Below are 22,433 nucleotides of genomic sequence, written 5' to 3'. Positions count from 1 at the left end.
GACGTCGAAGCTGACCAGGGCTCCTTCCTCGCGGGCGTACTCGATGGCAGTGAAAGTGGCGTCCTCAGCTGAGCTGGAGAGCGAGGCTGTGATCCCTGTGACATGGACGACGCCGGCCTCCGCGATCAGATCGCGACGGATGTCCGCCGGGGTGAGGCGGCTGCCTGCGCTGGCGTGTCGATAGAACAGGACCTGGGTGGTGTTCGGTGTGCGGTGGTCTTTGACCATCAGCCCGGTGGGCGCCGGGTCGAGGACCGCATGGGTCTGGATTCCCTCGGCCCGCAGTTCCCGCTGGATACGCCGCCCGAGGGAGTCGTCGCCGACCCTGCCCGCCCAGAGGACCGGCACGCCCAGCCTGCTGAGGCCGATCGCAACGTTACTGTCCGCACCACCAATGCCTATCCTGGCCTCGCTGGTCGTCTCTATACCTCCGGGTGACACCGTCCGAAACAAGGCCATCGTCTCACCAAAGGTGTATACGCGCCGCCTCATTGCAGTGTCCTCATGGCGTGTTTGCAAGTATCCACGATTTTCTCGAAGGATCCTGCGGCGATGAGGGAGCGGCTTGCTATCCAGCTTCCACCCACTGCAAGGACTGAAGGGCGGAGGAGGTAGTCTGCGACCTCCTCGAGGGGGATCCCTCCGGAGGGCAGAAACGTCGTCTCGGGAAAGACCGCGGTCAGTGCATCGATGAAGCCGACGCCCCCCAGATGTGCGGCGGGGAAGATCTTCACCGTGTGGACCCCGGCGGCGCGGGCAGTCATCAGTTCCGTGGCAGTGGCGACCCCGGGGAACCACGGAAGGCCGTGCTCCAGGGCGCTCCGATGAACACCATCGTCCCAACCGGGACTGATGAGGAACTCGGCGCCGGCATCGGTGACGCGGGCGACATCGGATGCGGAGAGAACCGTTCCCGCACCCACAGTGAGTCCTGGGATCCGCGCAAGGCGGCGGATCACCTCTATTGCCGCTCCGGTGCGCAGAGTCACCTCGACCTGAGTGATACCCCCTTCCAGAAGTGCCGCACCAAGGGCCTCCGCGTGCCCGGCGTTATCGACCACCGCGATCGGAAGCAATGGTCCCATCCCGACGCTCATCGTCCGAGCCATCCGCCGTCGACCGGGAGGATCACGCCGCTGATATAGCGGGCAGTGTCAGAGGACAAGAAAACAGCGGCGCCACCGAGATCCTCCGGCTCGCCCCACCTGGCGGCGGGGATCCGGTCCAGGATGGCTTGGGTCCTGCCGGGGTCCGCCCGCAGTGCCGCCGTGTTGTCGGTGGCGATATATCCAGGCGCGATCCCGTTGACCGTCACCCCCGACGCAGTCCATTCGTTGGCCAGAGCCCGGATCAGTCCGGCGACCGCCGACTTGGACGCGGTGTACCCGGGAACGTTGATCCCTCCCTGGAAGGAGAGCAGTGACGCAGTGAAAATGATACGTCCACTCCCCCGGGCCAGCATCCCGCGTCCAATAAGCTGAGTGAGGATGAACTGGCTGGTGAGGTTTATCTGGATCACCCGCGAAAAGGAGTCCACCGAGTGCTCCGCTGCCGGCGCCCGCTCGATCGTGCCCGCGTTGTTGATGAGAATATCGATCGGCGTGCCGCTGCCGGCCAGGCCTGACCCGAATGAAGCCACGGCATCAGGGTCCGCGAAGTCCACGCGGTGCCCGGAAAACGACCGACCGTGCGACTCGACAGCTTCCTGCACGGCTGATCCCTGTGGATTCAGTGTCGCCGAGACCGCCACAATATCGGCACCCGCGGCTGCCAGAGACTCCGCCATCGCCAACCCGATACCGCGGCTGGCCCCGGTGATAAGCGCCGTTTTCCCTCTCAGATCGAAAGAGCTCATTACAGTGCGCCTCCGACATCGACGAGTACCTTCAGTGCGGCCCCTGTTTCCAGCTTCTCGAACGCGGACTGCACTGCGTTCAACGGGACGATCTCCGTGATGAGCTGCCCGGCAGGTATCACCCCGGCTGCGATGAGCCTTACAGCTTCCTCGAAATCGGTGCGCTGGTAGACCCGGGCACCGAGAATCCGCAGCTCACGCCAGAACACCCGTTGAAGGTCCACCGGGCGCGGTTCCGGGTGGATCGCGACAACGACGACGGTACCGCGCACTTTCGCCAGGGAGGTCGCGGTGCGGATGGCTGCCGCTGCACCAGCGACCTCGAAGACAACGTCGGCGCCCGCTCCGTCCGTCCAGTCCGCTACCCACGCGCCGGGATCGATTTCACCCGGATCGACTGTGGTCAGGCCGAGCTCCCGCGCCAGCGCCCGCCGGCCCGGATCCAGCTCGACGACTGCCACATCGGCACCCACGTTTCGAGCGACGGTCGCGATCAGAACACCAATCGGTCCAGCACCGATAACGACAGCCCGCTGTCCGCTGCTGAGCTCTGAGCGGCGCACGTCATGGACCGCGACAGCGACGGGCTCCACCAGCGCCGCATGCACGAGTGATACCCCCTCGGGCACACGGACCAGAAGCTCTGAAGGGACGACCCACTGCTGCTGCAACGCGCCTGCGGTGTCGATTCCGACGAACTGCAGATTCTGGCAAATATGGGTGTGGCCCGCCAGGCAGGCCGGACACGTGTTATCCCAGATCAACGGCATCACGGTCACAACATCACCGATCCGCCACCCGGTGACGTCCGCACCGATCTCGGCGATAATCCCCACCATCTCATGACCGATAATGGCCGGTTTCGTCACCCTCGAATCCATATGCCCATGGAAAATATGAAGGTCCGTTCCACACAAACCGACATAAGCCGGTTCGACCCTGACGGTGCCCGGACGAACCGGTTCAGGCTCGACGTCGGTGAGGGCGAACGTGCGTTCGCCAATGTAACTGACAGCTTGCATGCGTTGATTCTCCTGAAATCCGTTCCCGGGCGCAGCGAGGATCCGCACGCCCTCCAAGGGGTATTACGTTCATGTCATTCCGCCAACCGGAGTCGGCTCAGTAAAGGAGCGTTAGAGGCCGCTTAGTCGTTCTGGTCCTTACCGGATGCCAGGCGGCTGATGACCAGCGCACCGAGGATGATCGCTCCGTTGAGGAAGTTGATCCAGCTCGCGGATACTCCTGCGAGGGTGAGCACGTTCTGAACAGTGAAAAGAAGCAGGATGCCAGTGAACGCGCCAAAGATGGTTCCCCGGCCGCCGTTGAGGCTGATGCCTCCGATCACGGCTGCTGCGAAGACCGTGAAGATCCAGCCGTTGCCGGACACCGCAGCGACAGAACCGAGCCGACCGGCGAGCATGATGCCGGCCACGGCAGCGAGCAGGCTCGCAACAATGAGGGCGACCCAGACTGTCCGGTCGACACGGATGCCGCCGGCTTTCGCAGCGGCGGCGTTGCCGCCTATGGCGTATAGCGATCTGCCCACCCGCGTGTAACCGAGCACGAAAATGCCGCTGGCGAAGAGGATCAAAGACACCCAGATCTCTGCCGGGGCGCCGAGCCAGCGGGTCGAACCCAGGTAGGTCATTGACTCTGGAAGCCCGAAGAACGTCTGCCCCCCGCTGATCCCGTTGAGCAGGCCCCGCAGAGTGATCAACATGCCGAGGGTGACTATGAACCCGTTAAGCCTGAAACGCACAATGAGAAGGCCGTTTAACAAACCCACAATCAAACCGGCGAGCAACGTAATCGGCACGGCCAGCCAGCCGGGCAATTCAGCGCCCAGCCCGTGGGCAAGCCCTGAGGGAAGGATGAGCCAGGCTGCCAGGCCGGGGGCAAGACCAACCGTCGATTCCAGCGACAGGTCCATCCTTCCTGCGATCATCACAATGGCCTGCCCCAGGACGACGAGGGATATCTCGGACTGTTGCTGCAGGATGTTAATCAGGTTCTGCGGCGACAGGAACACCGGGCTAATGATCGCACCGAGTGCACAGACGAGGATCAAGGCGGGAATCAACGCCAGGTCGCGCAGTCGTGCGATCTGCAAGTGCCGCCGGGGTCGAGGATCGAGTCCTCCGGTCCCTGCTGGCGCTGTCTGAAGCTGAGTCATTGTTCAGTGATCCCTTCTGTGGCGGCAACGACGTCTGCGTCGGCCCAATCTCGGTTGAATTCTTTGACGATGCGTCCGTGTACCATCACGATGAGCCGGTCGCAGGGGCGCAGATCGTCCAACTCATCGCTGACGATGAGGACCGCCGCCCCATCAGAGCGAACGGAATTGATCGACTCCAGCAACGTGGCCTTCGAACGAACGTCGACCCCTGCGGTGGGGTGCATGAGGACAAGGGCCTTTGGCCGATCCGCGATCGCCCGGCCCATCACGACTTTCTGCTGGTTTCCGCCGGACAAGGATCCGACGACCTGCTCGGGTCCGGACGCGCGGATACTGAGTTCATCGATCATCCGCTGCGCGAATGCATCGCGCCGCTTGTTGCTGATAATGCCATGTCGGGAAATACGACTGGGTACCGTCATGGTGATGTTCTCAGCGAGGCTGAGACCTTCGACGAGTCCTTCATGGTGCCGATCTCTAGGCACGAACCCGATTCCGGCGCGCAAGGCGTCGGGAACGCTCCCGGGCTTCACTGCTTGCCCCGCAACTTGCACGGTTCCGGACGATGGCTTGCGCAAACCGGCGATCGATTCGGCCAGCGCGATGCGGCCGCTGCTCCCGCTCCCGGTGACACCGAGCACTTCGCCAGGCGCGACGTCGAAGGAGACACCGTCGTACAGCCCATCCAGCGACAACTTATCGACGGTCAGGACAGGAGCCCCTTCACGAATGGTCGATGCGCCACCGCGGAGATCGACCTTCCCCTGCTCGCCCGTCATGGCGGAGACAAGTTCGTCGTGGTTCATGCTTGCGACCGGTGCGGTGAGAATGTGTCGGGCGTCCCTGAAAACCGTGACGGTGTCGCAGATCTCAAAGATTTCCGCCAGGTGGTGACTGATGAACAGAGTAGAGATGTCGCCTTCCTGGAGCGCGCGCATCCGGGTGAAGAGGCGGTCGATGCCCTTACCGTCGAGCTGAGCGGTCGGCTCGTCGAGGATGATGAAATCGGCTCCGAACGAAAGTGCCCGGGCGATCTCCACCATCTGTCGCTGCTCGACCGTCAGCGTGTCGGCCAGATCGGCCGCCTTGACAGGAAGGGACCAGCTGTCCAGCAGCTCCTGGGCCTCTCTGCGCATGCGTCGCCACGAAATCGTCGGACCCGATCGCTGCTGTCGGTTGAGATAGAGATTCTCCGCAACCGAGAGGGTGGGGATGATCGTCGACTTCTGATACACGCACGCCACCTTGCGACGCCACTCTTCCCGGTCTGTCAGCGGTGGAGCGATTTGACCTGAGAACTCGACGATTCCCTGGTCAGGCGATGCAAGGCCGGTGAGGATCGAAACGAGCGTCGATTTGCCGGCGCCGTTTCGTCCGACGAGTGCATGTGACTCACCCTTTTTAACCTCAAGGTGTGCGTCGTTGAGCGCAACAGTCGCTCCATATCTCTTGGTGACGTTCTGTGCCCGGAGGGTGTACCGCTCCCCCGTTTGGTCAGGGAAAATCCTGTCCCCCGGCTTCTGGGTCTGCATCATCAGTCGGTCCTCCGGGATCATTTGAGGTTATTGCCCCAAAGGGCCGGATCGTTGACGTTGTCCTCGGTGACGAGGATTGAGGGGAGTTGGTCCTCCAACAGACCGGCCCGGACTTCAACAATCGTGGAGTCGTGGTCAGTCGGCCCGGCTTTGAAGGACTCTCCCTTGAGAGCAGCCTGGGCATAGTAGACGCCGTACTTCGCGTAGAGATCAGCCGGCTGGGAGACTGTGGCGTCCAGCTTGCCCTCGTTTATACCTTTGTATTCCTGGGGGATGCCGTCGTTGGACACCGTCCAGACGTGGTTCTTATCTGTCCGGGGAACGGCCTTGCCGGCTTGCTCGAGCACCTGCTGGGTTCCTGAGAGTGCAAAGCTGGAAGCCATGTAGACTCCGCGGATATCCGAGTCCTGCGTCAGCGCAGTCTGCAACTGCGAAGCGGCCAGGGCTCCGTCCCAGTTAGAGGCCTGCAACGAAACCTTGATTCCCGGGTACTTGTCCTTCATGCACTCGGAGAAGCCTTCTGTGCGGTCACGGCCATTGACCGAATCCTGACCGCCCTGCAGCACCACAACTGTGTGTTCGCCTTCGAGCTTCCCGCCGAGGAACTCACAGGCCTTCGCCCCCAGCTGCTTGTTATCAGCACGCACCACCATGAAGACATCTCCCGTATCCGGGCGGGTGTCGATGGAAACGACAGGAACGTTCTGGCTGTTGAGCTTTTTCAGCTCCGAGCCGATGGACGCCGTATCTTGGGGCGCCATGATCAGTGCCTTGGCGCCCTGGCCCACAAGCGCCTGGATGTTCGACACCAACGTCTGCACACTGTTTTGCGAGTTGCTGGTCGCGATGTCAGCCCCGAGCTCCTTGGCGGTCGCCGGAACATACTGCGTGTACGCGTTCCAGAAGTCGGTGTCAGACCTCGGGAAGTCAACTCCGATCAGTTTGTCTGCCCCGCCCGACGACGATGTGTTCGCACCGCCCCCGGAACACCCTGCCACTCCAGCCATCACTACAACGGCTCCTACAGCGATCTCCATTGATCGAATACGCACGATACTGACCTCTACTCTCGAATGGCCCTCCTGGTCGAGGGTCAGAACACTATAGACACACGATTCATCAGATGTCTACAGCAGTTACGTGCCATTATTGCCGAATATAGGCCCGAAAGATTAGATCAATTTACTTAGCCACATCATCCGCATGGCGAATGTGCCGTCGGTCGGAGCACGCGCAAACCGCCGGGGTGTCGGAAACACCACGAAGGATAGATCAGATGCATTCATCGAAATGCGGCCAAGAATGTCCGCATGGCTCCTTGAAGAATACGAAAATCCTTACTATCATCTGATGAATCGGTCTCTTGGACCATGCGACGCCATCGCGTGTCGCTTCCTCCCCACCATCGGTGGCTTGCCTAGAAGCGGATTCAACGTGGAATCTTTCCAACTTTCTCGACGTACCCTCCTCACCGCAGCGGGAGCGGGGGTCTTAGCTGCTTCGCTGCCAATCGGCACGGGCTTTGGCCTGTCCCCTGCTGTGGCCGCAGACAACCAGACAAACCTAAGGAATCTCGTGGACCAGCGGTTCGGCATGTTCAACCATTTCAACCTGGGCACCTTTACCAATGAAGAGTGGGCTGCAGGCGGTCAGAGCCCGACAAAGTTCGCCCCGCCCTCCGTTGACTGCGCACAGTGGGCAGCTGCCGCCGCTGCTGCCAAGATGACCTACGGTGTGCTCACAACCAAACACCATGACGGGTTTTGCCTGTGGCCGACCGCTTACGGCAATCAGAACGTCGCCAACAGCGGGTATAAGCAGGATGTCGTACGCCAGTACGTTGACGCATTCCGCGCCAAGGGCCTGAGGGTGGGTCTGTACTTCTCCATCTGGGACCGCACCAAAACGGTGGAGGCCTATGGTGGCCATCATGTTAAGGACACGACCCTGTCGATCGATCTCGACGACATCAACTACACGCTCGGACAGGTACGCGAGCTCCTCACGAATTATGGCGAGATCGACATGTTCATCACCGACGGCTATGCATGGCAGATGGGCCAGCACGAGGTCCCCTACCAGCGGCTGCGTGCACTTGTCCAGGAGCTGCAGCCGAACTGCGCGATGATCGACCACGGCGGGATGAGCCAGCCGTGGCTCGGCGATGCGATCTACTTCGAAGAGCCTCTCGGAATCAGGGCGCCAGCAGGCAACGCATACGCCGGTGTACAAGGCCAAACCGTTAGCAACGGTTGGTTCTGGCACCCCACAACGCCGGGCGAGGCTCTGATGTCCAGGGACGACATCATCAACCATCTGACGGACCTCGAGCCCAAGTACACGAGTTTCCTCCTCAACTGTCCGCCCAACCGTAACGGCCGCCTCGACACGAACATCGTCAACCGGCTCGCCGAAGTCGGAGCCGCGTGGGCTGGCCCCAATGCCTCCCGGGCCCCGCTTCCGGTCCAGCCACTCAAGGTCGAGTACCCTGTCACCGCCGCGGCCGCTTACGCGTCGGCTTACCGCCCGGAGGAACCCCCCAGGAACGTCATCGACGGCAGGTCCGACGTGGGCTCGGAAACTTGCTGGTCGACCTGGGGCGGCACGATCGCTCTGCCGCAGGCGGTCACAATCGCCCTCGGAGCCGTCTGGAGCAACGTCTCCACCCTCCAATACCTTCCCAAGCAGTGGAACCGGAGTTCCGGAAACACCAATGGTGACATCACCGGCTATAAGGTGTCGGTCAGCACTGATGGGAACACCTTCACTCAGGTCGCCAGTGGAACCTGGGCCGCGGACTCGACGCCGAAGATCGCCGAATGGCCGGGCCAGAACGTAGCATACGTTCGACTCGAAGCAACCGCGGCGGCGGGTGGTTATGCCAACGTCAACGGCCTCCACATCGGAGGCAGGTTATCCAAGCCGGAATTGGTCTCACGCCCGGTGGAGGAAGGGCGCGCCTATCGCCTCGTCAACCGCAAGAGCGGCAAGGTTCTAGACGTATACAACTTCGGCACGGCAAACGGCTCCAACGTTCAGCAGTACACATGGAGCGGAGCAGCTTGCCAGAAGTTCACCTTCACAAGCGTCGGTGATGGATACTTCTCGATCAAGGACTTCAATAGCGGCAAACTAGTAGAGGTGGCAGGTCTCTCGAGGATCGCAGGAGGCAACGTGGCGACCTGGCATAATGCCGGTACGTTCCCCCAACACTGGGCTCTCACACAGCTGCCAGGCGGCTACGTCGCGCTGATCAACCGGTTCAGCGGTCTGGCAATGACGGTCGACGGAGCCTCGACAGCCAATGAAGCCAATGTCGATCAGGACCCCTTCCTGCTCGGCAACACCCACCAGCACTGGCAGATCATCGCCTCCTGACCTTCCCTCGCAGCAGCCCGAGCCACTCTAGCTCGGGCTGCTGTCCCCCGCTGTTCGAGAAGGAATTTTAGAGAAATGCGAAGTCCACCCGGTCAGCCGGAGCGCGGATGCTGTTTGTCTACCGACCGAGAATGAATTCGGTGAGTAGATCTTGGCCTGCTACGCGATCCCGGGGAACCAAGGTGCCCGGTGAAAGACCTTGTGGACATTGTTGCGGGTCCCGGACCAGCCTCACGGTGGCCCCTGGACGGACAGGGTCGCTCACGAACCAGTCTCCTTGCCGCTAGGGTCAGCCGAGATTGCCGGGATCGCGGGTTTCGGTCCGCTGGGGCCCGAGTCATACGTCGGCCTGCGCACAGATGACCCTGGTGGGTACCAGCTGACCAGATGCGCTCTGTCGAGCGTTTAGAACGGGGGTAGACGCGGCTGCGCCGTTACCCAGCCGCCGCCTCTGGGTCTAGGGGTCGTCGAACTCATCCTCGACCTCGTCCAGGAGCAATGTGAGAAGCTTGCCGAACATCCGCCGACATTCCCGCAACGATCACTTCGCAAGCTTCTGTGATTTGCTTCTGCGTAAGCTTTTTCGGGTCGAGGTGGTCCGCCAACTCTGGGATTAGGCCGACCACTACTCTATGGAGTTCGGCTCTATGGAGTTCGGCGTCGTTTTTACCTGTCATTTTTGGCTTCAGCACCTCGGGAAGAAGATTCTCATGGACGGCACGCGCCTTCGGTCGTGGAAACGCTCACCATCAAATCCCCCGCAGACCTGTTGAGCTTCATCGGACACACTCTCTGCTTCTGGCTCCAGGAAAGCCTGGTCTGCCTCACTCTGGACACCAACCACCTCGGCCGGTAGTCATGTCGTTGAGCCCATCTGCCATCAATGATTCGTGCAGGGCTAGGAAAGAGGAGCAAGCCAACCGTGACCAGGTGCCAAAAAACACACATAAGGGTGGACAATGTCCACCTTTGGCCCGACAAAATGTCCTTCCAGACCCATGCACTTGGACGACTTGGAGCAGCTAGTCAGGAAGAAACTTAAGAAAAAGTTGCCCCAAGTCATGTCAAGACAGGCACGGACCATGAACAGGTAAGCGGCCAACCAGTCCGCCATAACCCACGAAAGGAACGCATAGCCCACCACAGCAGGCGGAGCGCCCACCAGCCAGGGACCTGAACCCGCCACCCACACACCTGAATAGGCCACCGCGGGGGCCAGGCCACAGCCCGCGCACTAGCGTCAGAGGGACGCCACCACAAGCTTTGTACACACGTTAAAGCAAAAATCCCCTCTGACGAGGGGATCTGCTGTGCCCGAGGTGGGACTCGAACCGCATTCCAGCCCTTGCAAACACTGGGAACTCCCGAAAGGATAAGCAATCCGAGCCAATCCGGCCGATGTACGACCCGATCCGAAGCGAAAAGTGTGGACATTGTCCACACTTCTTTTTTGCCCAGTTGCTGCATCCATTTCGACTGCCGCACCCCTCCGGAGGCGCGGCAGTTCCATGCCGGCCCTATGCAGTTTGAGATGGGCATCACCTGGCGCCCAGACCTGCGCTGGATCGTTGCCGAGATCAGTCGCTGTCGGTGCCAGATGGAGGTGGCGCGGCACGAGCGAGGACTCGCAGTGCATGATGGCGGTCGTTTCACCTGTCACACGCTTTCATGTCAGTAAGGATGGGGAATGGCATGACCAGAGTCCAGCCGGCAGGTAAATGAATGACGAGATGAGTCATCGCTGCTGCTTGTCGTTCTGATGATCCATCATCGCTGGGCGGGCCCTCTGCGCAACCAGGGCGCTCCCCCGCCGGGTCCGATCAAAAACTTCGCTCGGCGCTCCTCCGTCGCTTATTTCCTCACGAACTTTTTGGCCCGCGCCCGGTCCCCCAAGTTGCACTCCGGCCCTCATAGCCAGCGGCTGGTCTCCATGGCTCAATCATGCAGGACACTGCCACGGGAACCTGGACCGGGGTGTCCCTAGCAGCCAACTCTCGGACCAGCGGGCACATTAGTCCTTGAATTGACGTCCCGGTACAGGTAGGCAACAGCGCGGCGCGACTTCCGCTTCATGTTCCAGGAGCCGAAAACGTTTATTCGCTCCCGCAGTTTCGTGGTGTCATCGGACACCACACCGGATTTCACGCCGTCTTCTTTGTCGGCGACCTTCATCCAGCGGTGCAGGGCCGCGGTGAGGCACCGAAGTCCTGGGCGATCTGCGTGACGGGCGCTTCGCCCTTGCGGGCAACCGCGAAGAGGGCGGTGGAACTCTTCGAGAAAGGCTTTGGGCACGATGAAAATTCTTCCACCCGAAGGATCAAATCCCCGCAGGCAAAGTGTCAAGCACACCTTCCACAGTCCCGATGCGGTCATGTACAATGCGGCCATGAATAGCGCGGCCATGCACACCCGCCTTGTGGCGATCTTCGCGCCCCTCATCGCCGTCGTCGCCCTCGTCGCAGGGTGCACCTCCCCACCCGCGGAGGATACCCTCGACCCGGCCACCCTGTTAAAAGAGTCGAGTGAGACCACCAAAGGGCAGACCAGCGCGCATCTCAAGCTCGCGGTCGAGGGCCAGATCGCCGGACTGCCCGTCGAGTTAATCGATGCCGATCTCACACAGACTCCCGCGGTCGCCGCCAAGGGCACACTTGACATGACGCACCTTGGCCAGCAGCTCAAAGGGGTCGAGTTCGTGGTCGCCGACGGCCAACTCTGGGCCGCGGTCATGCCGGGGGGCAGCCCGTCGAACTTCGGGCCGGCATCCAACATCTACGACGTCGCGGCGATCCTGGACCCCGATGTGGGGCTGGCCAACGTGCTCGCCAACTTCTCCGATGCCAAGGTCGACGGCAACGAGACCATCGAGGGCGTGGACTCTGTACGCATCACGGGCAACGTCACTGCGGACGCGGTGAACAAGATCGCCCCGCAGATCCGGGCGACGGGCCCCGTGCCTGGCACCGTCTGGATCTCTGAGGACGACGACCACGAGCTGATGCAGGCCCGGCTGGAGCCCAGTCCTGGTAGCAGCGTCACGATGACCCTGTCCGAGTGGGGCGAACCGGTCACCGTCGAGAAACCGGCCGTGTGATCCACAGCCCGCCCCCGGCCACCGGGCGGGTGTCGACCAACCGCCGCATCGCGATCAGCGCGGGCAGTCTGGCAGTGACGCTGGGCGCGCTCGACACCTACGTCGTCGTCACGATCATGACCGATATCATGCGCGACGTCGGAATCGGAGTGAATCAGCTCCAACGGGTCACCCCGATCATCACCGGTTACCTGCTCGGTTACATAGCGGCAATGCCGCTATTGGGTCGGGCGTCGGACCGGTTCGGGCGGAAGATGCTCATCCAGGTCAGTTTGGCCGGCTTCGCGTTCGGATCGGTCGTGACGGCACTGTCGACCGATCTCACCGTGTTGGTCATCGGCCGCACTCTCCAGGGCGCCGCCAGTGGCGCCTTGCTGCCGGTCACGATGGCCTTGGCCGCCGAACTATGGGCTGCGCGCCAGCGGGCAGCTGTGCTCGGCGGTGTCGGTGCCGCACAGGAACTGGGCAGCGTGCTCGGCCCGCTGTACGGCATCGCCCTGGTCGGGCTGTTCCAGCATTGGCAGGCCGTTTTCTGGGTCAACGTGCCGCTTGCGGTGATCGCGATGGTGATGGTTCACTTCAGTCTGCCAGGCCGACAGAGATCGGATGATCCCCAGAAGGTAGATGTGCTCGGCGGTTTGCTGCTGGCCATCGCCCTGGGCCTTGCCGTGATCGGGCTTTACAACCCCAAGCCCGACGGAAAGCTGGTGCTGCCCATCTGGGGAATGCCGGTGCTGATCGCCGCCGCCGTGTCGACCATCGCGTTCTTCATCTGGGAGAGGTTCGCCCGCACCCGCCTGCTGGAACCGGCGGGAGTCCACGTCAGGCCGTTCCTGGCGGCACTTGGCGCGTCGTTGGCCGCCGGCGCCGCGCTCATGGTGACGCTGGTCAACGTCGAGCTGTTCGGCCAGGGTGTCCTGGCTCAGGACCAGAACCAGGCTGCCCTCCTGCTGTTGCGCTTCCTCGTCGCGCTGCCGGTTGGGGCGCTGCTCGGTGGATGGCTGGCCACGCGGATCGGCGACCGGATCGTCACGTTCAGCGGCCTGCTCATCGCCGCCATGGGTTATCTGCTGATCTCAAAATGGCCGGTAGATGCGCTGACAGCACGACACGATCTCGGAGTGTTCACCCTGCCGACACTGGACACCGACCTGGCGATCGCCGGTCTCGGTCTCGGCCTGGTGATCGGCCCGCTGACGTCGGCAACGCTCCGGGTGGTTCCCGCCGCTCAGCACGGGATCGCGTCGGCAGCCATCGTGGTCGCCCGCATGATCGGCATGCTGCTCGGCATTGCGGCACTCAGCGCATGGGGCCTCTACCGGTTCAACCAGCATTTGGCCAGCCTGCCCGCCAGTACCGGCGAGACACTCGCGGAACGGTTGTCAGCCGAGGCCGGCCGGATCCGGGAGGCCTACGCCCTGCAGTACGGCGAGATCTTCTCGATCACCGCGATCGTGTGTGTGGTGGGCGCGGTGCTGGGTCTGCTGATCAGCGCGCGCCACGAGCACGCCGAGGAGCCGGAGCCAGACACTGCGGGAGACCCTCAGTAGCACTCGACCCTGCAGCACACTCAATGGACGCCCTCCTTCTCCAAGCGGGGAGATCGAGCCTACGACGGGCGGATGAAGGCAAGGTCAGTGGGCGCGAAATCCCCAGCGTGACAGACCTTTGGGAGGAATGAAGGGTTACCGCGCTCCCCCGGTCCGCACCCAGCCGCGCTCCCGAAGCGCCGCAGCGCCTCCGAGTTCCAGCGCGTCCGGGACCGCCTGCGTCTGTGCATCGAGAGACCACTCCGCAGGGCGACAACCTCGACCGCCCGAGGGCTTCTCGCGGACAGCGCGTCGATGACCCGGGTCTCCACCTGTGACCATCAGCCCGGCCGCGGCCCGGAAGCGCCATCCTCGTCGCCGACCGAGCCGAATCGCGCGAGCTCCGCCATCTCGGCAACGTTCGTCACCAGTTCGGCGTCGTACTCGCGGATGAGACGGCAATCTAGGCAGTGTGGACAATGTCCACACCACCTTTAGCCCGACAAATGGCCTTACCGACCCCGCGCACCTAGACGACTCGGAGCATCCAGGTAGGAAGAAACTTTAGAAACAGTTGGCCCAAGTCATGTCATCAAGACAGGCACGGACCATGGCCAGGTAAGCGGCCAACCAGTCCGCCATAACCCACGAAAGGAACGCATAGCCCACCACAGCAGGCGGAGCGCCCACCAGCCAGGGACCTGAACCCGCCACCCACACACCTGAATAGGCCACCGCGGGGGCCAGGCCAGAGCCCGCGCACTAGCGTCAGAGGGACGCCACCACAAGCTTTGTACACACGTTAAAGCAAAAATCCCCTCTGACGAGGGGATCTGCTGTGCCCGAGGTGGGACTCGAACCGCATTCCAGCCCTTGCAAACACGGGGAACTCCCGAAAACATACGCAATCCGTGCCAATCAGGCCGACATCGAGCCAGTCCGACGCCAAATCTGTGCGCGTTGTACACAGCCCCTTATCGCCACATTCCATGCCGCAAATAGCGACTGCCGCGCTCCCCTAACAGGGGACGCGGCAGTTCCGTGTTCTGCAGCAGGTACATTCCAGAACTGATATCCGGCCAGCCTGTTCCGGCCGCACCAATTCTCAGCGCATGTGCCGACTCGCATCAGCCGGTCACTCGTCGGACCTGAACTCGATCGAGTCGAAGATGGCGCGTGCCTCTCTCGTCAGCTCCGGATTCATCGATTCGTGGGATTGGCCCACCGCGATCACAGCGCGCTCGCCGTTCAGGTCGACCGCTCGGTAGGTTTCGCGCTCGCCCACATTTCGGTACACGCGTCCGTCGCAGTCCTGCGCCGAATTCGAGTAGACGCATAATTTGCCGCCGTCGCAGTCGGTGATGTCGACGTCGCTCGCGACGGCGTAGTCGAATTCGAAGCCGGAGTAGTCGCCCGCCACGACCTTGACGGGGTTCGTGCTTACCGTTGACGCCTGCGCCGTCATCGCATCGACGAACGCCTCAGCCGTCGGATCGACCTGGACGAGCGCGCCGCTCCAGGCGCATGCGTCCGTCGGGACATGGGTGGCGGGCCAAAAAAGCACGGTGCCATTCCATGAATCCGGGAGATCCGGGTCGTCCTTGCCCACGCCCGCGCCGTCGAAGGTCTCCCAGCCGTCTGGGACGGTGATCTGGAAGGGCACCGGGTAGCCGGTCACGAGGTAGGTGCCGGCGTCGATGACGCCGCTCTCCGGAAACGGTGCGATCGTGTCAGCCTCCGCGGTCGATGCGGGGGACGGCGGTTCGGTCGCGGTGCACGCGGCGAGACCGAAGCACGCCAGTAAAGCGACGACAACACCCACCCGCCGCGAGCGTGTCGCCTGAGCGGCGCAGGAGCGCCGGATTGAATTCCACATGTCACGTCCTTCGATCCCTGCAGCACGGTGCTGCTCTATCAGTCAAGTACGCGCCGGTATCAGCACGGTACCGGCTCCCGTCGGCCCGGTATCGGCCCGGTACCAGCCGTCTTGACGGATGCGGGAGCCGGGCGCACAGTGGCCCTATGGATGTTCGCGTTCTCGGAGCGCTGACACTCGACGACGGTAGGATTCCGCTGGCGCCGCGCGATCGTGCGGTGATGAGTGCGCTTACGGTCCGCCTGGGCGCACCCCTCTCGGGGGAATCTCTCGCCGCCGCGCTCTGGGAGGAGGACCTTCCGGCGTCGTGGTCGAAGGTCATCCAAGGGTGCGTCATGCGGTTGCGCCGGCTCATCGCGCCCGCCCGAATCGAGACCACCCCGCACGGGTACCGACTGGTCCCGGAACACGTCGAGGTCGACGCGGAACGGTTCGAAAGACTCGTCGAGCGGGGTACGCAGCAGCTGGAGTTGGGTGAGCCCGACCGTGCCACGCACACGTTCTCGGAGGCGCTCGCGCTCTGGCGGGGCGAACCCTACGTTGACCTCCCCGACTGGGAGCCGGCTCAGATCGCCTCCGGTCGCCTCGAGGAGATGCGTCTCGGGGCCGAGGAGCTGCTTCTTGACGCACGGCTCCACGCAGGTGAGGTCCAGGAGGTCGCCACATCGGCGCGCGCCCGCGTCGCCGAGGCGCCACTACGCGAGCGGCGCTGGGTCGTGCTGAGCGTGGCGCAGTACCGCCAGGGCCGGCAAGCGGACGCGCTCGCCACAGTGCGCAGGGCGCGGGGCCTGCTCGCCTCGGAGCTCGGACTGGATCCGTGCACGGAGCTCGCCGAGCTGGAGCAGGCAATCCTCAGGCAGGATCCATCGCTCCTGTCCGACCAGGTGTTCCGAGCCGCGAGCCCGGACTGTCCGTACTTCGGCCTGCCCCCCGCGGGTGTGGCGGACGCCGAGCGGTACTTCGGTCGCGAGCAGGAGCTGTCCGGGGCGGTCCACGCGCTCGAGGCGCACGGCGTGCTGCTCATCGCGGGATCATCGGGTGTCGGCAAGTCATCCTTCGTTCGGGCGGGAATCGGTGCCCGGTTCCTCGCACACGGCATCGAGGTCGCCATCGTGACGCCCGGCGAGCATCCGATCGATTCCCTTCGTGATGTCGATCCTCCCGCCGGAGAGTCGCTGCTCATCGTCGATCAATGCGAGCAGGCGTTCGCGGCGAACGACCCCGCCGAGATCCGGGAGTTCTTCGACGCTCTGTCGCGAATGGTCGTCCGCGGCATGCTCGTCGTCGCGATCCGCGCCGACCGCCTCGGAGACCTGGCGGATCACCCAGGGTTCGCCGAAATCATCCAGTCGCACATGCTCATGCTCACCGCTCTCGGCTCTGACGGACTCCGAGCGATGACCGAGAAGCCCGCCGAGCAGTCCGGGCTCATCCTCGAGCCGGGCCTCGTCGAGATACTCCTCCGCGACGCTGATGGAAGAACCCTTCCGCTGCTGTCGCACGCCCTGCGTCAGGTGTGGTCACGCCGTGAGGGTCGCGTCATGACGGTCGACGGGTATCGGGCGTCCGGTGAAATCGACGGTGCTGTCGCGAAGACCGCGGAAGAGGTCTTCGCGACGCTCACGGCGGAAGGCGCGCGGATGCTGCGCGACATCCTTCTCCGCCTCGTCGAAGCATCCGCGGACGGTGCGGTTATATCTCGTCGGGTCGAGCGCACTCGGATCGCCATCGACGCCGCCCATGCCAAAATCGTTGATCGGCTGGTAGACGCACGACTGCTCACGACCGATGAGGCGTCGGTGCAGCTCTCGCACGAAGCGCTCGCACGGGAGTGGCCACGCCTGAAGGAATGGCTCGCCGATGATGTCGAGGGTCAGCGGATCATGCGACACCTTGGTTCCGCGGCGGCCGCCTGGGATGCGATGGGACGACCCGAAAGCGAGCTCTATCGCGGTGGCCGACTGACGGCGGCCCAGCACTGGCGGGATGCGGTCGTTCCCGCACTCACGGCGGTCGAACGAGACTTCCTCGATGCCTCCGCAGCGAATGAGACCGCAGGACTCGCTACCGCGCAGAACCAGCTTCGCAAGGAGCGCCGCATGGTGCGGCGACTCTCCTGGGTGTCCGTGGGCGCGGCCGCGCTCGCGATCTTTGCGGTGACGGCGAGCCTCGTTGCCGGTTTCCAGGCGAACCTCGCCGGAGAGCGCGCGACGGTCGCCGAGGCCCGGCGGATCGCGGGGCTGGCGCTGGAGGAGCCGGACTTCGACCGCGCGCTGCTACTCGCTGTGGAGGCCATCCACACCTGGGACGATTCCGACACTCGTGTCAACCTCGTACGCGTCATCTCGCGCGCACCCCGTCTGACGAGCGTGATCCGGATCCCGGAAGACGGAGTCGCCGCGGTGAGCATGTCCCTTGCGGAGGACGGGACCCGGGCATCGGTGATCGACAGCGACCACGACGTGCGCCTGTTCGATCTGGACGACCGATCGCAGCTCGGCGAGTACGCGCCGTTCTTCAAGAAAGTGGTGACATCGGCCGTCGACCCCGTCTCCGGCGCCGTAGCGTTCAGCGAGGCATCCGACCCCTGTACCGACGCCCGATGTGATGGCTGGCGGACGGGAACCCTCGATCTCGCAGAGCAGGGACGCTCCGGCCTGTCGACCTACGAGGGGATGGGCGGGCCCGCGATAGACGTCGAATACTCCGCCGACGGATCCCTGTTCGCAGCGCTCGCGGCCACACAGCAGTCTGAGTCGTCCGTGAGCATCGCCCTCTGGCGAGGTGGCGCGGGGGGCCCGACCGGCCCGATACTCCTGGATCTGGGCGTGATCAGTTCCGATCCCGGCCCCCTGCCCGGGCCGGGCTGGCAGTACAGTGCGGTGAAGTTCTCGCCGGACGGCTTGCGGATGTACGTCAGTGGCTTCGGACCGACAGTCGTACTTGACACGGCATCGGGCGAGGAGCTCCATCGGCTCCCCGGCAACGGAATTCTCGCCGTCAGTCCGGATGGCCGCCGGATCGCGGTTCGAGATGGCTCGCGCGCGGTGCGTATCGTCGACTCCTCCGGGCAAGCAGCACCCATCACCGTCCCGCTGTCGTCCTTTCCAACGGTGGCCGACTTCAGCCCCGACGGCCCTCAGCTTGCCATCGCCGCCGGCAACGACGTCGTAGTGGCGAGCATCGAGACCGGCGAGATCGCGGAGACGCTCCGGGATCATGACGGAGCGGTCACCGCGGTCGAGTTTCGACCGACCGGCAAGCTGGTGACCGCCGGAGCAGACGGCGCGATCATGACGTCGGACTTCGGGGACTGGTCGGCGGCCTTTCGCACCGACCTGCACCTACGGGACCATGCACCCGCCGAGCTCGATGAGCGCACCGTCGCACTTGAACAGTCCGACGGAACTACGCAGGTGGTCGTCGCCGAGCCGACGGCGTGGGAGGAACGCGCGTGTCGGATCGCGGGAAGAATACTGACCGAACAGGAGTGGGGTGAGCTCTTGGGGGCTCGGCCCTACGCCCCGGCATGCCGCGAATGACCGCGGCTGTGCCTTCGAGACGCCCCTTAACTCGAATCAGTGTCAGGGTGACAGTGCCGCGTAGCGGTGGTTGGATCCTGATCACTGGGTGTCGGGCTCTTAGGCTCGCTGCCGCCCGTGAGGGGGTCGATCTTCGTACAACAAGAACCCGCTGGTACTGCCCGCACGATTACTGACCAGCGCCATGTACGCAATAGCTGCGGCCGGAGGCCGGATCTAAGCTGGATTAGGACACCCTTTGCGGGATACTCGCTGCTGGCAATTCTGGCGATCCAACCTCAAGAATCCCCTATTCTTTTCCGAACTTTTTGACAGGAAAAGGCAACAAGGTCCTTTAGCGTCCCGGGCTACACGAACGGTATGCCTTCCACTCCTGGCACACCGGGAAGCAGATTGAGTGAACACCCACTGCACTGGGCAGTTGAGGTGACTAACCGCAATCATCCACGGACCTTCTTGGCGGTCGCCCTGGATCGGTCGCGCCGGACTATGATCCGCCGCCGGCCGTAACGACCCCGGACCATGCGAAGCCGGCCACGGTTCGGGTCAACGGGAACGGAAGACGGAACGACTGCTGACGAACCGCTCCGCCGGCGCCGTAAGCGAAGGATAGCAAATACGATCAAGCCCAGCCAGGCAAAGGCCGCCACGATAACAAAAAACATCGTCGGGATCGTATCCATGACTAAGTGTAGGTCCCGAACCCCTCACCCGAAACATGGCGAAAACCAGCACCTGCGAAACGATCGGCGAAAGCCACAACTTACGGTGCACGGCAGGCTCGCCCATGACTACCCCCTTTGTTTGGGGTCTGAGCTTAGGGCTGCAGGGCAGGCCGTTTACGCTAGGTCATACAGACGCGTGGGGAGTGAACATGGAGCCAATTGCTATTCAGAGCGGCAAGGGAACTGTAGAGCTCCGTGCCGATGGTGTGATCCACCTTGTTTGGAAACCCCGGATCGTCCTGGAAGCGGCCGATGCGCACGCGGCGATGGCCAAGGTCAATGAAGTCGCCAACGACTCGGAGAATCCAATGTTGGTCGACATGGCAGACACCGAAGCAGTCACCCGTCAAGCCAGATCCGTTTTCTCCATCCCTTGCGCCGCGTCACGAATAGCCCTACTCGGATCAAGCCCAGTCGATAGGATCATCGCAAACTTCTTCCTTGGCGTACACATCCCACCGTGCCCCACACGATTCTTCACATCGAGGGAAGAGGCCATGAGCTGGCTGCTTCATATCCCGCCGGCCTAACGGCGGCTATGCGTTGGCTGCGGTCAAGCCTCCCTGGCGGACGCTGCAATCGGATCCTCTGCGATTGGGTCGCGGACACCCCTATCGCGAAGCCGGTCAGCGCGGAAGAGCTGGGTATGAAAAGCCGGCGGGCTTACCACCACTTCTTCAACGCCCACCCGTTGCTGGCGCCGCCACCACTCTCGTCCTTACCGCAGCGCAGACAACGCCTGTACAGGCCTCCGTCTTCGGCATGTTCAATGTGCCAATCGTGCTGGATTCCAAATCTGCACAGCAGAGCCTGGATCATGGCCACTCCGATCTGAACCGCACCGCTCTATGACTCCGATCTGAACCGCACCGCTCTATGACTCCAATCATGGCCTCCACACCATCGCAACAGAAGGGGGAATCAGTAGGGCAAAGCACTGACACATAAGTGACTCCAACGGTTGGTGCAGTCGTTTACTTTGGGATCTCGTTTTGTCAGGTTCCTTTTCGGGTGGTGTGGCGAAGCCGTACCAGGCCGGGATTTCGGCTGTGTAGGCGTCCCGGATCCCGGTTGTAGCGGCGGCCGCCAGTGTAGCCGCGACTGGAGGCGGGATCTAAGCTGGAAGCGGTCACCCTTTATGGGTTACCGTGCTTCGGATGGGAGAGCATCATGCTCAAGTTCCTGCTGTGCAAGACCAATCTGGGCCACAAATGGCACGTCGAATCCAACGAGGATGGTGACCGCTACAGGCGCTGCACACGCTGCGGTAAATACGACGACAGGGATAGCGACGGGCGCTGGCCGGTTCCGGGACTGGGCTAATCAGAGCCCGGCTTTCAATGCCGCGAGGCAGTTGCATGCTGACGGATCTGATCGGACAGGCATCAAAAAACCAAGCGCCAGACTGCGCAATTGGCAGCGGCCCTCAGCGGCGAAGGGTACCTGCTCCCCCAGAGGAGCAGGATCCCCATCGAGCCTGCTGCTATGGCGTCACCTCCCTGAGACCATTTCGGCGCTGAGGATCTTATGCCACCGGGACCTGAACTTCCCGCTGCTGGCAATTCTGGCGATCCAACCTCAAGAATCCCCTAGGTTTTTTCCCAACTTTTCGACAGGAACTGGCAGCCCAGCCGGGTCTTCAGCACGCGGTCCATGGCCTCGTTCCACTACCTTGGATATTGGGCGTCTCCCCCATGCCCTCCTCAACACGTAGTGTCAGGGCCTCCCATTCACTAAATTAGAGGCCGGAGAGACCGACATCTGCAGGGTATTGACCGCAAACAAATAAAGGACGTACCCCATGGCCAGGAAAATGATACTCGTCCACATCGACGACCTCGACGGAACAGCTATATGTCGCTCCGGGGGACATCGTGTGGATGCCGGAGGCATCGGTGCAGTGGGTCGACACCGACACTCACACCGCCGCCGCCCATGGCCCCGGCGAGTAGGAACCGCCGGACCGGCGGCTCAACCCTTGACGCAGGTAGGCTCGTTCGGTCTGGGCGGCAGTTCAGTGCAGCCACTCCCCCCATCCCTTTGTCGCTCCAAGGGGTAGCATCCAGCTGACTGAGCACTGCCCGGTATGACCGACGAAAGATCGGGACCAGTTCCGCACATGTTAGGCCCGCACTCGAGCGGATTCTTCGTTGTGCTCACCGCCAACGGCGGTACTCTCAGCGCTCCCCTGCGTGCGGAGGCACCGGGTGAGATGGCGCCACTGGGATTTGCCCCCAGTGGTAACTGGCCGCGCGGCAAACGGCGGAGCGAGAACCGCCCGCTTATTGTCGTCTACACGGATGAAACCGGAGTGGATGGAACGGAGCTACACGTGTTATCAGACGACTCGAGCAGCTATCTCTGAACCCGTGTACACCGTTCCCCGCCGAGTAGGGTCCGAGCCAAGTGCGGGAGCATCGCCGGGGAAAGGATCATTGCGATGGGTTGGCCATTTTCTGCCTGGGCGATGTCCGGGGCTGACCCGTGTGAGGCCTGGGCTGCGCTGAAACAGGCATCCGGACCGGCTGCAGTTGGTGTTGGCCCGGAGTGGCCGGACGCCTACCCGTCGGCCGCATTTTAGTTAGCAGCTCAGGCATGATCAGAACTCCCCTCATGGAGTTCGCCTTCCGTTTAGAGCACGCACGGGCTGAGACGGGGAAACTTGCACGACTGAGCGGCGGGCAGCTTACGCCCAATGGGCCCAGCAAGGAAGGGTACCGGAA

The 22,433-nt window shown here is 62.8% G+C and carries 16 protein-coding genes; 7 read left to right on the top strand and 9 right to left on the bottom strand.

All coding sequences use genetic code 11. The features are described from left to right. From MU551_RS22255 to MU551_RS22225, 7 genes are all read right to left on the bottom strand, one after another. Window positions 1–492 (bottom strand): PfkB family carbohydrate kinase (locus tag MU551_RS22255; protein ID WP_247048745.1); only part of this gene is annotated, 492 nt, incomplete at its 3' end. Beyond that, window positions 489–1,097 (bottom strand): bifunctional 4-hydroxy-2-oxoglutarate aldolase/2-dehydro-3-deoxy-phosphogluconate aldolase, encoded by a 609-nt coding sequence (locus tag MU551_RS22250; RefSeq protein ID WP_247048744.1) that lies wholly within the window; start codon window positions 1,095–1,097, stop codon window positions 489–491. The genes MU551_RS22255 and MU551_RS22250, both read right to left, overlap by 4 nt. After that, complete coding sequence (locus MU551_RS22245; protein WP_247048743.1) at window positions 1,094–1,855, bottom strand: SDR family oxidoreductase; 762 nt, start codon at window positions 1,853–1,855, stop codon at window positions 1,094–1,096. Before MU551_RS22245 ends, MU551_RS22250 begins: the two co-directional genes overlap by 4 nt. Then, window positions 1,855–2,877, bottom strand: coding sequence for a zinc-dependent alcohol dehydrogenase (locus MU551_RS22240; RefSeq protein ID WP_247048742.1), 1,023 nt, complete (start codon window positions 2,875–2,877; stop codon window positions 1,855–1,857). The genes MU551_RS22245 and MU551_RS22240 overlap by 1 nt, the downstream gene beginning before the upstream one ends. A gap of 122 nt (window positions 2,878–2,999) precedes the next feature. Beyond that, window positions 3,000–4,028: an ABC transporter permease gene (locus MU551_RS22235; RefSeq protein WP_247048741.1), complete on the bottom strand. Its 1,029-nt coding sequence runs from the start codon at window positions 4,026–4,028 to the stop codon at window positions 3,000–3,002. Continuing rightward, the gene (locus tag MU551_RS22230; RefSeq protein ID WP_247048740.1) at window positions 4,025–5,566 is read right to left on the bottom strand and encodes a sugar ABC transporter ATP-binding protein; all 1,542 of its coding nucleotides are present in this window, start codon (window positions 5,564–5,566) and stop codon (window positions 4,025–4,027) included. The genes MU551_RS22235 and MU551_RS22230 overlap by 4 nt, the downstream gene beginning before the upstream one ends. Window positions 5,567–5,583: 17 nt before the next feature. Next, a complete protein-coding gene (locus MU551_RS22225) occupies window positions 5,584–6,618 on the bottom strand; it encodes a sugar ABC transporter substrate-binding protein (RefSeq protein ID WP_247048739.1) in 1,035 nt (344 codons plus the stop codon). A 382-nt stretch (window positions 6,619–7,000) separates the two neighbouring features. On the opposite strand from MU551_RS22225, the gene MU551_RS22220 reads away from it, so the two are divergent. After that, window positions 7,001–8,944, top strand: a complete 1,944-nt coding sequence (locus MU551_RS22220) for an alpha-L-fucosidase (protein WP_247048738.1) — start codon at window positions 7,001–7,003, stop codon at window positions 8,942–8,944. 733 nt (window positions 8,945–9,677) lie between these two features. Continuing rightward, window positions 9,678–9,800 carry a hypothetical protein gene (locus tag MU551_RS23405; RefSeq protein ID WP_281507418.1) on the top strand — a complete coding sequence of 41 codons (123 nt, stop codon included), beginning with the start codon at window positions 9,678–9,680 and terminating at the stop codon, window positions 9,798–9,800. Window positions 9,801–10,924: 1,124 nt separating this feature from the next. On the opposite strand, the gene MU551_RS22215 is transcribed toward MU551_RS23405, so the two are convergent. After that, window positions 10,925–11,236, bottom strand: coding sequence for a hypothetical protein (locus tag MU551_RS22215; RefSeq protein WP_372489913.1), 312 nt, complete (start codon window positions 11,234–11,236; stop codon window positions 10,925–10,927). 1 nt (window position 11,237) lies between these two features. Between MU551_RS22215 and MU551_RS22210 the strand changes: the two genes are divergently transcribed. Both MU551_RS22210 and MU551_RS22205 read left to right on the top strand, forming a co-directional pair. Beyond that, window positions 11,238–12,038 (top strand): LppX_LprAFG lipoprotein, encoded by an 801-nt coding sequence (locus tag MU551_RS22210; protein WP_247048737.1) that lies wholly within the window; start codon window positions 11,238–11,240, stop codon window positions 12,036–12,038. Then, on the top strand, window positions 12,035–13,588 hold the full coding sequence (locus tag MU551_RS22205) for an MFS transporter (protein WP_308198336.1): 1,554 nt from the start codon (window positions 12,035–12,037) through the stop codon (window positions 13,586–13,588). Before MU551_RS22210 ends, MU551_RS22205 begins: the two co-directional genes overlap by 4 nt. A 1,114-nt stretch (window positions 13,589–14,702) precedes the next feature. Here the strand turns inward: MU551_RS22205 and MU551_RS22200 are convergent. Continuing rightward, the gene (locus MU551_RS22200; protein ID WP_247048736.1) at window positions 14,703–15,443 is read right to left on the bottom strand and encodes a hypothetical protein; all 741 of its coding nucleotides are present in this window, start codon (window positions 15,441–15,443) and stop codon (window positions 14,703–14,705) included. A 146-nt stretch (window positions 15,444–15,589) separates the two neighbouring features. Here MU551_RS22200 and MU551_RS22195 point away from each other — a divergent pair, with 146 nt between their 5' ends. The 3 genes from MU551_RS22195 (at window position 15,590) to MU551_RS22185 (ending at window position 21,033) form a co-directional block, all read left to right on the top strand. Beyond that, the gene (locus MU551_RS22195) at window positions 15,590–18,985 is read left to right on the top strand and encodes an nSTAND1 domain-containing NTPase (protein WP_247048735.1); all 3,396 of its coding nucleotides are present in this window, start codon (window positions 15,590–15,592) and stop codon (window positions 18,983–18,985) included. 874 nt (window positions 18,986–19,859) lie between these two features. Beyond that, complete coding sequence (locus MU551_RS22190; RefSeq protein WP_247048734.1) at window positions 19,860–20,240, top strand: DUF7793 family protein; 381 nt, start codon at window positions 19,860–19,862, stop codon at window positions 20,238–20,240. A gap of 640 nt (window positions 20,241–20,880) precedes the next feature. Beyond that, entirely contained in the window at window positions 20,881–21,033 is a 153-nt protein-coding gene (locus MU551_RS22185) for a DUF1660 family phage protein (protein ID WP_247048733.1), read from the top strand. The last annotated feature ends 1,400 nt before the right edge of the window (window positions 21,034–22,433 follow it).

The sequence above is a fragment of the Arthrobacter rhizosphaerae genome, from assembly GCF_023062595.1.
Classification (GTDB): Bacteria; Actinomycetota; Actinomycetes; order Actinomycetales; family Micrococcaceae; genus Arthrobacter; species Arthrobacter rhizosphaerae.
This window is presented reverse-complemented; position numbering and strand designations above follow the sequence as displayed.

Coding starts and splice junctions, on each gene's coding strand:
- MU551_RS22230 (WP_247048740.1), bottom strand. CDS start 5,566: ATGATGCAGACCCAGAAGCCGGGGGACAGGATTTTCCCTGACCAAACG.
- MU551_RS22250 (WP_247048744.1), bottom strand. CDS start 1,097: ATGAGCGTCGGGATGGGACCATTGCTTCCGATCGCGGTGGTCGATAAC.
- MU551_RS22235 (WP_247048741.1), bottom strand. CDS start 4,028: ATGACTCAGCTTCAGACAGCGCCAGCAGGGACCGGAGGACTCGATCCT.
- MU551_RS22195 (WP_247048735.1), top strand. CDS start 15,590: ATGGATGTTCGCGTTCTCGGAGCGCTGACACTCGACGACGGTAGGATT.
- MU551_RS22190 (WP_247048734.1), top strand. CDS start 19,860: ATGGAGCCAATTGCTATTCAGAGCGGCAAGGGAACTGTAGAGCTCCGT.
- MU551_RS22245 (WP_247048743.1), bottom strand. CDS start 1,855: ATGAGCTCTTTCGATCTGAGAGGGAAAACGGCGCTTATCACCGGGGCC.
- MU551_RS22240 (WP_247048742.1), bottom strand. CDS start 2,877: ATGCAAGCTGTCAGTTACATTGGCGAACGCACGTTCGCCCTCACCGAC.
- MU551_RS22210 (WP_247048737.1), top strand. CDS start 11,238: ATGAAAATTCTTCCACCCGAAGGATCAAATCCCCGCAGGCAAAGTGTC.
- MU551_RS22200 (WP_247048736.1), bottom strand. CDS start 15,443: ATGTGGAATTCAATCCGGCGCTCCTGCGCCGCTCAGGCGACACGCTCG.
- MU551_RS22185 (WP_247048733.1), top strand. CDS start 20,881: ATGCTCAAGTTCCTGCTGTGCAAGACCAATCTGGGCCACAAATGGCAC.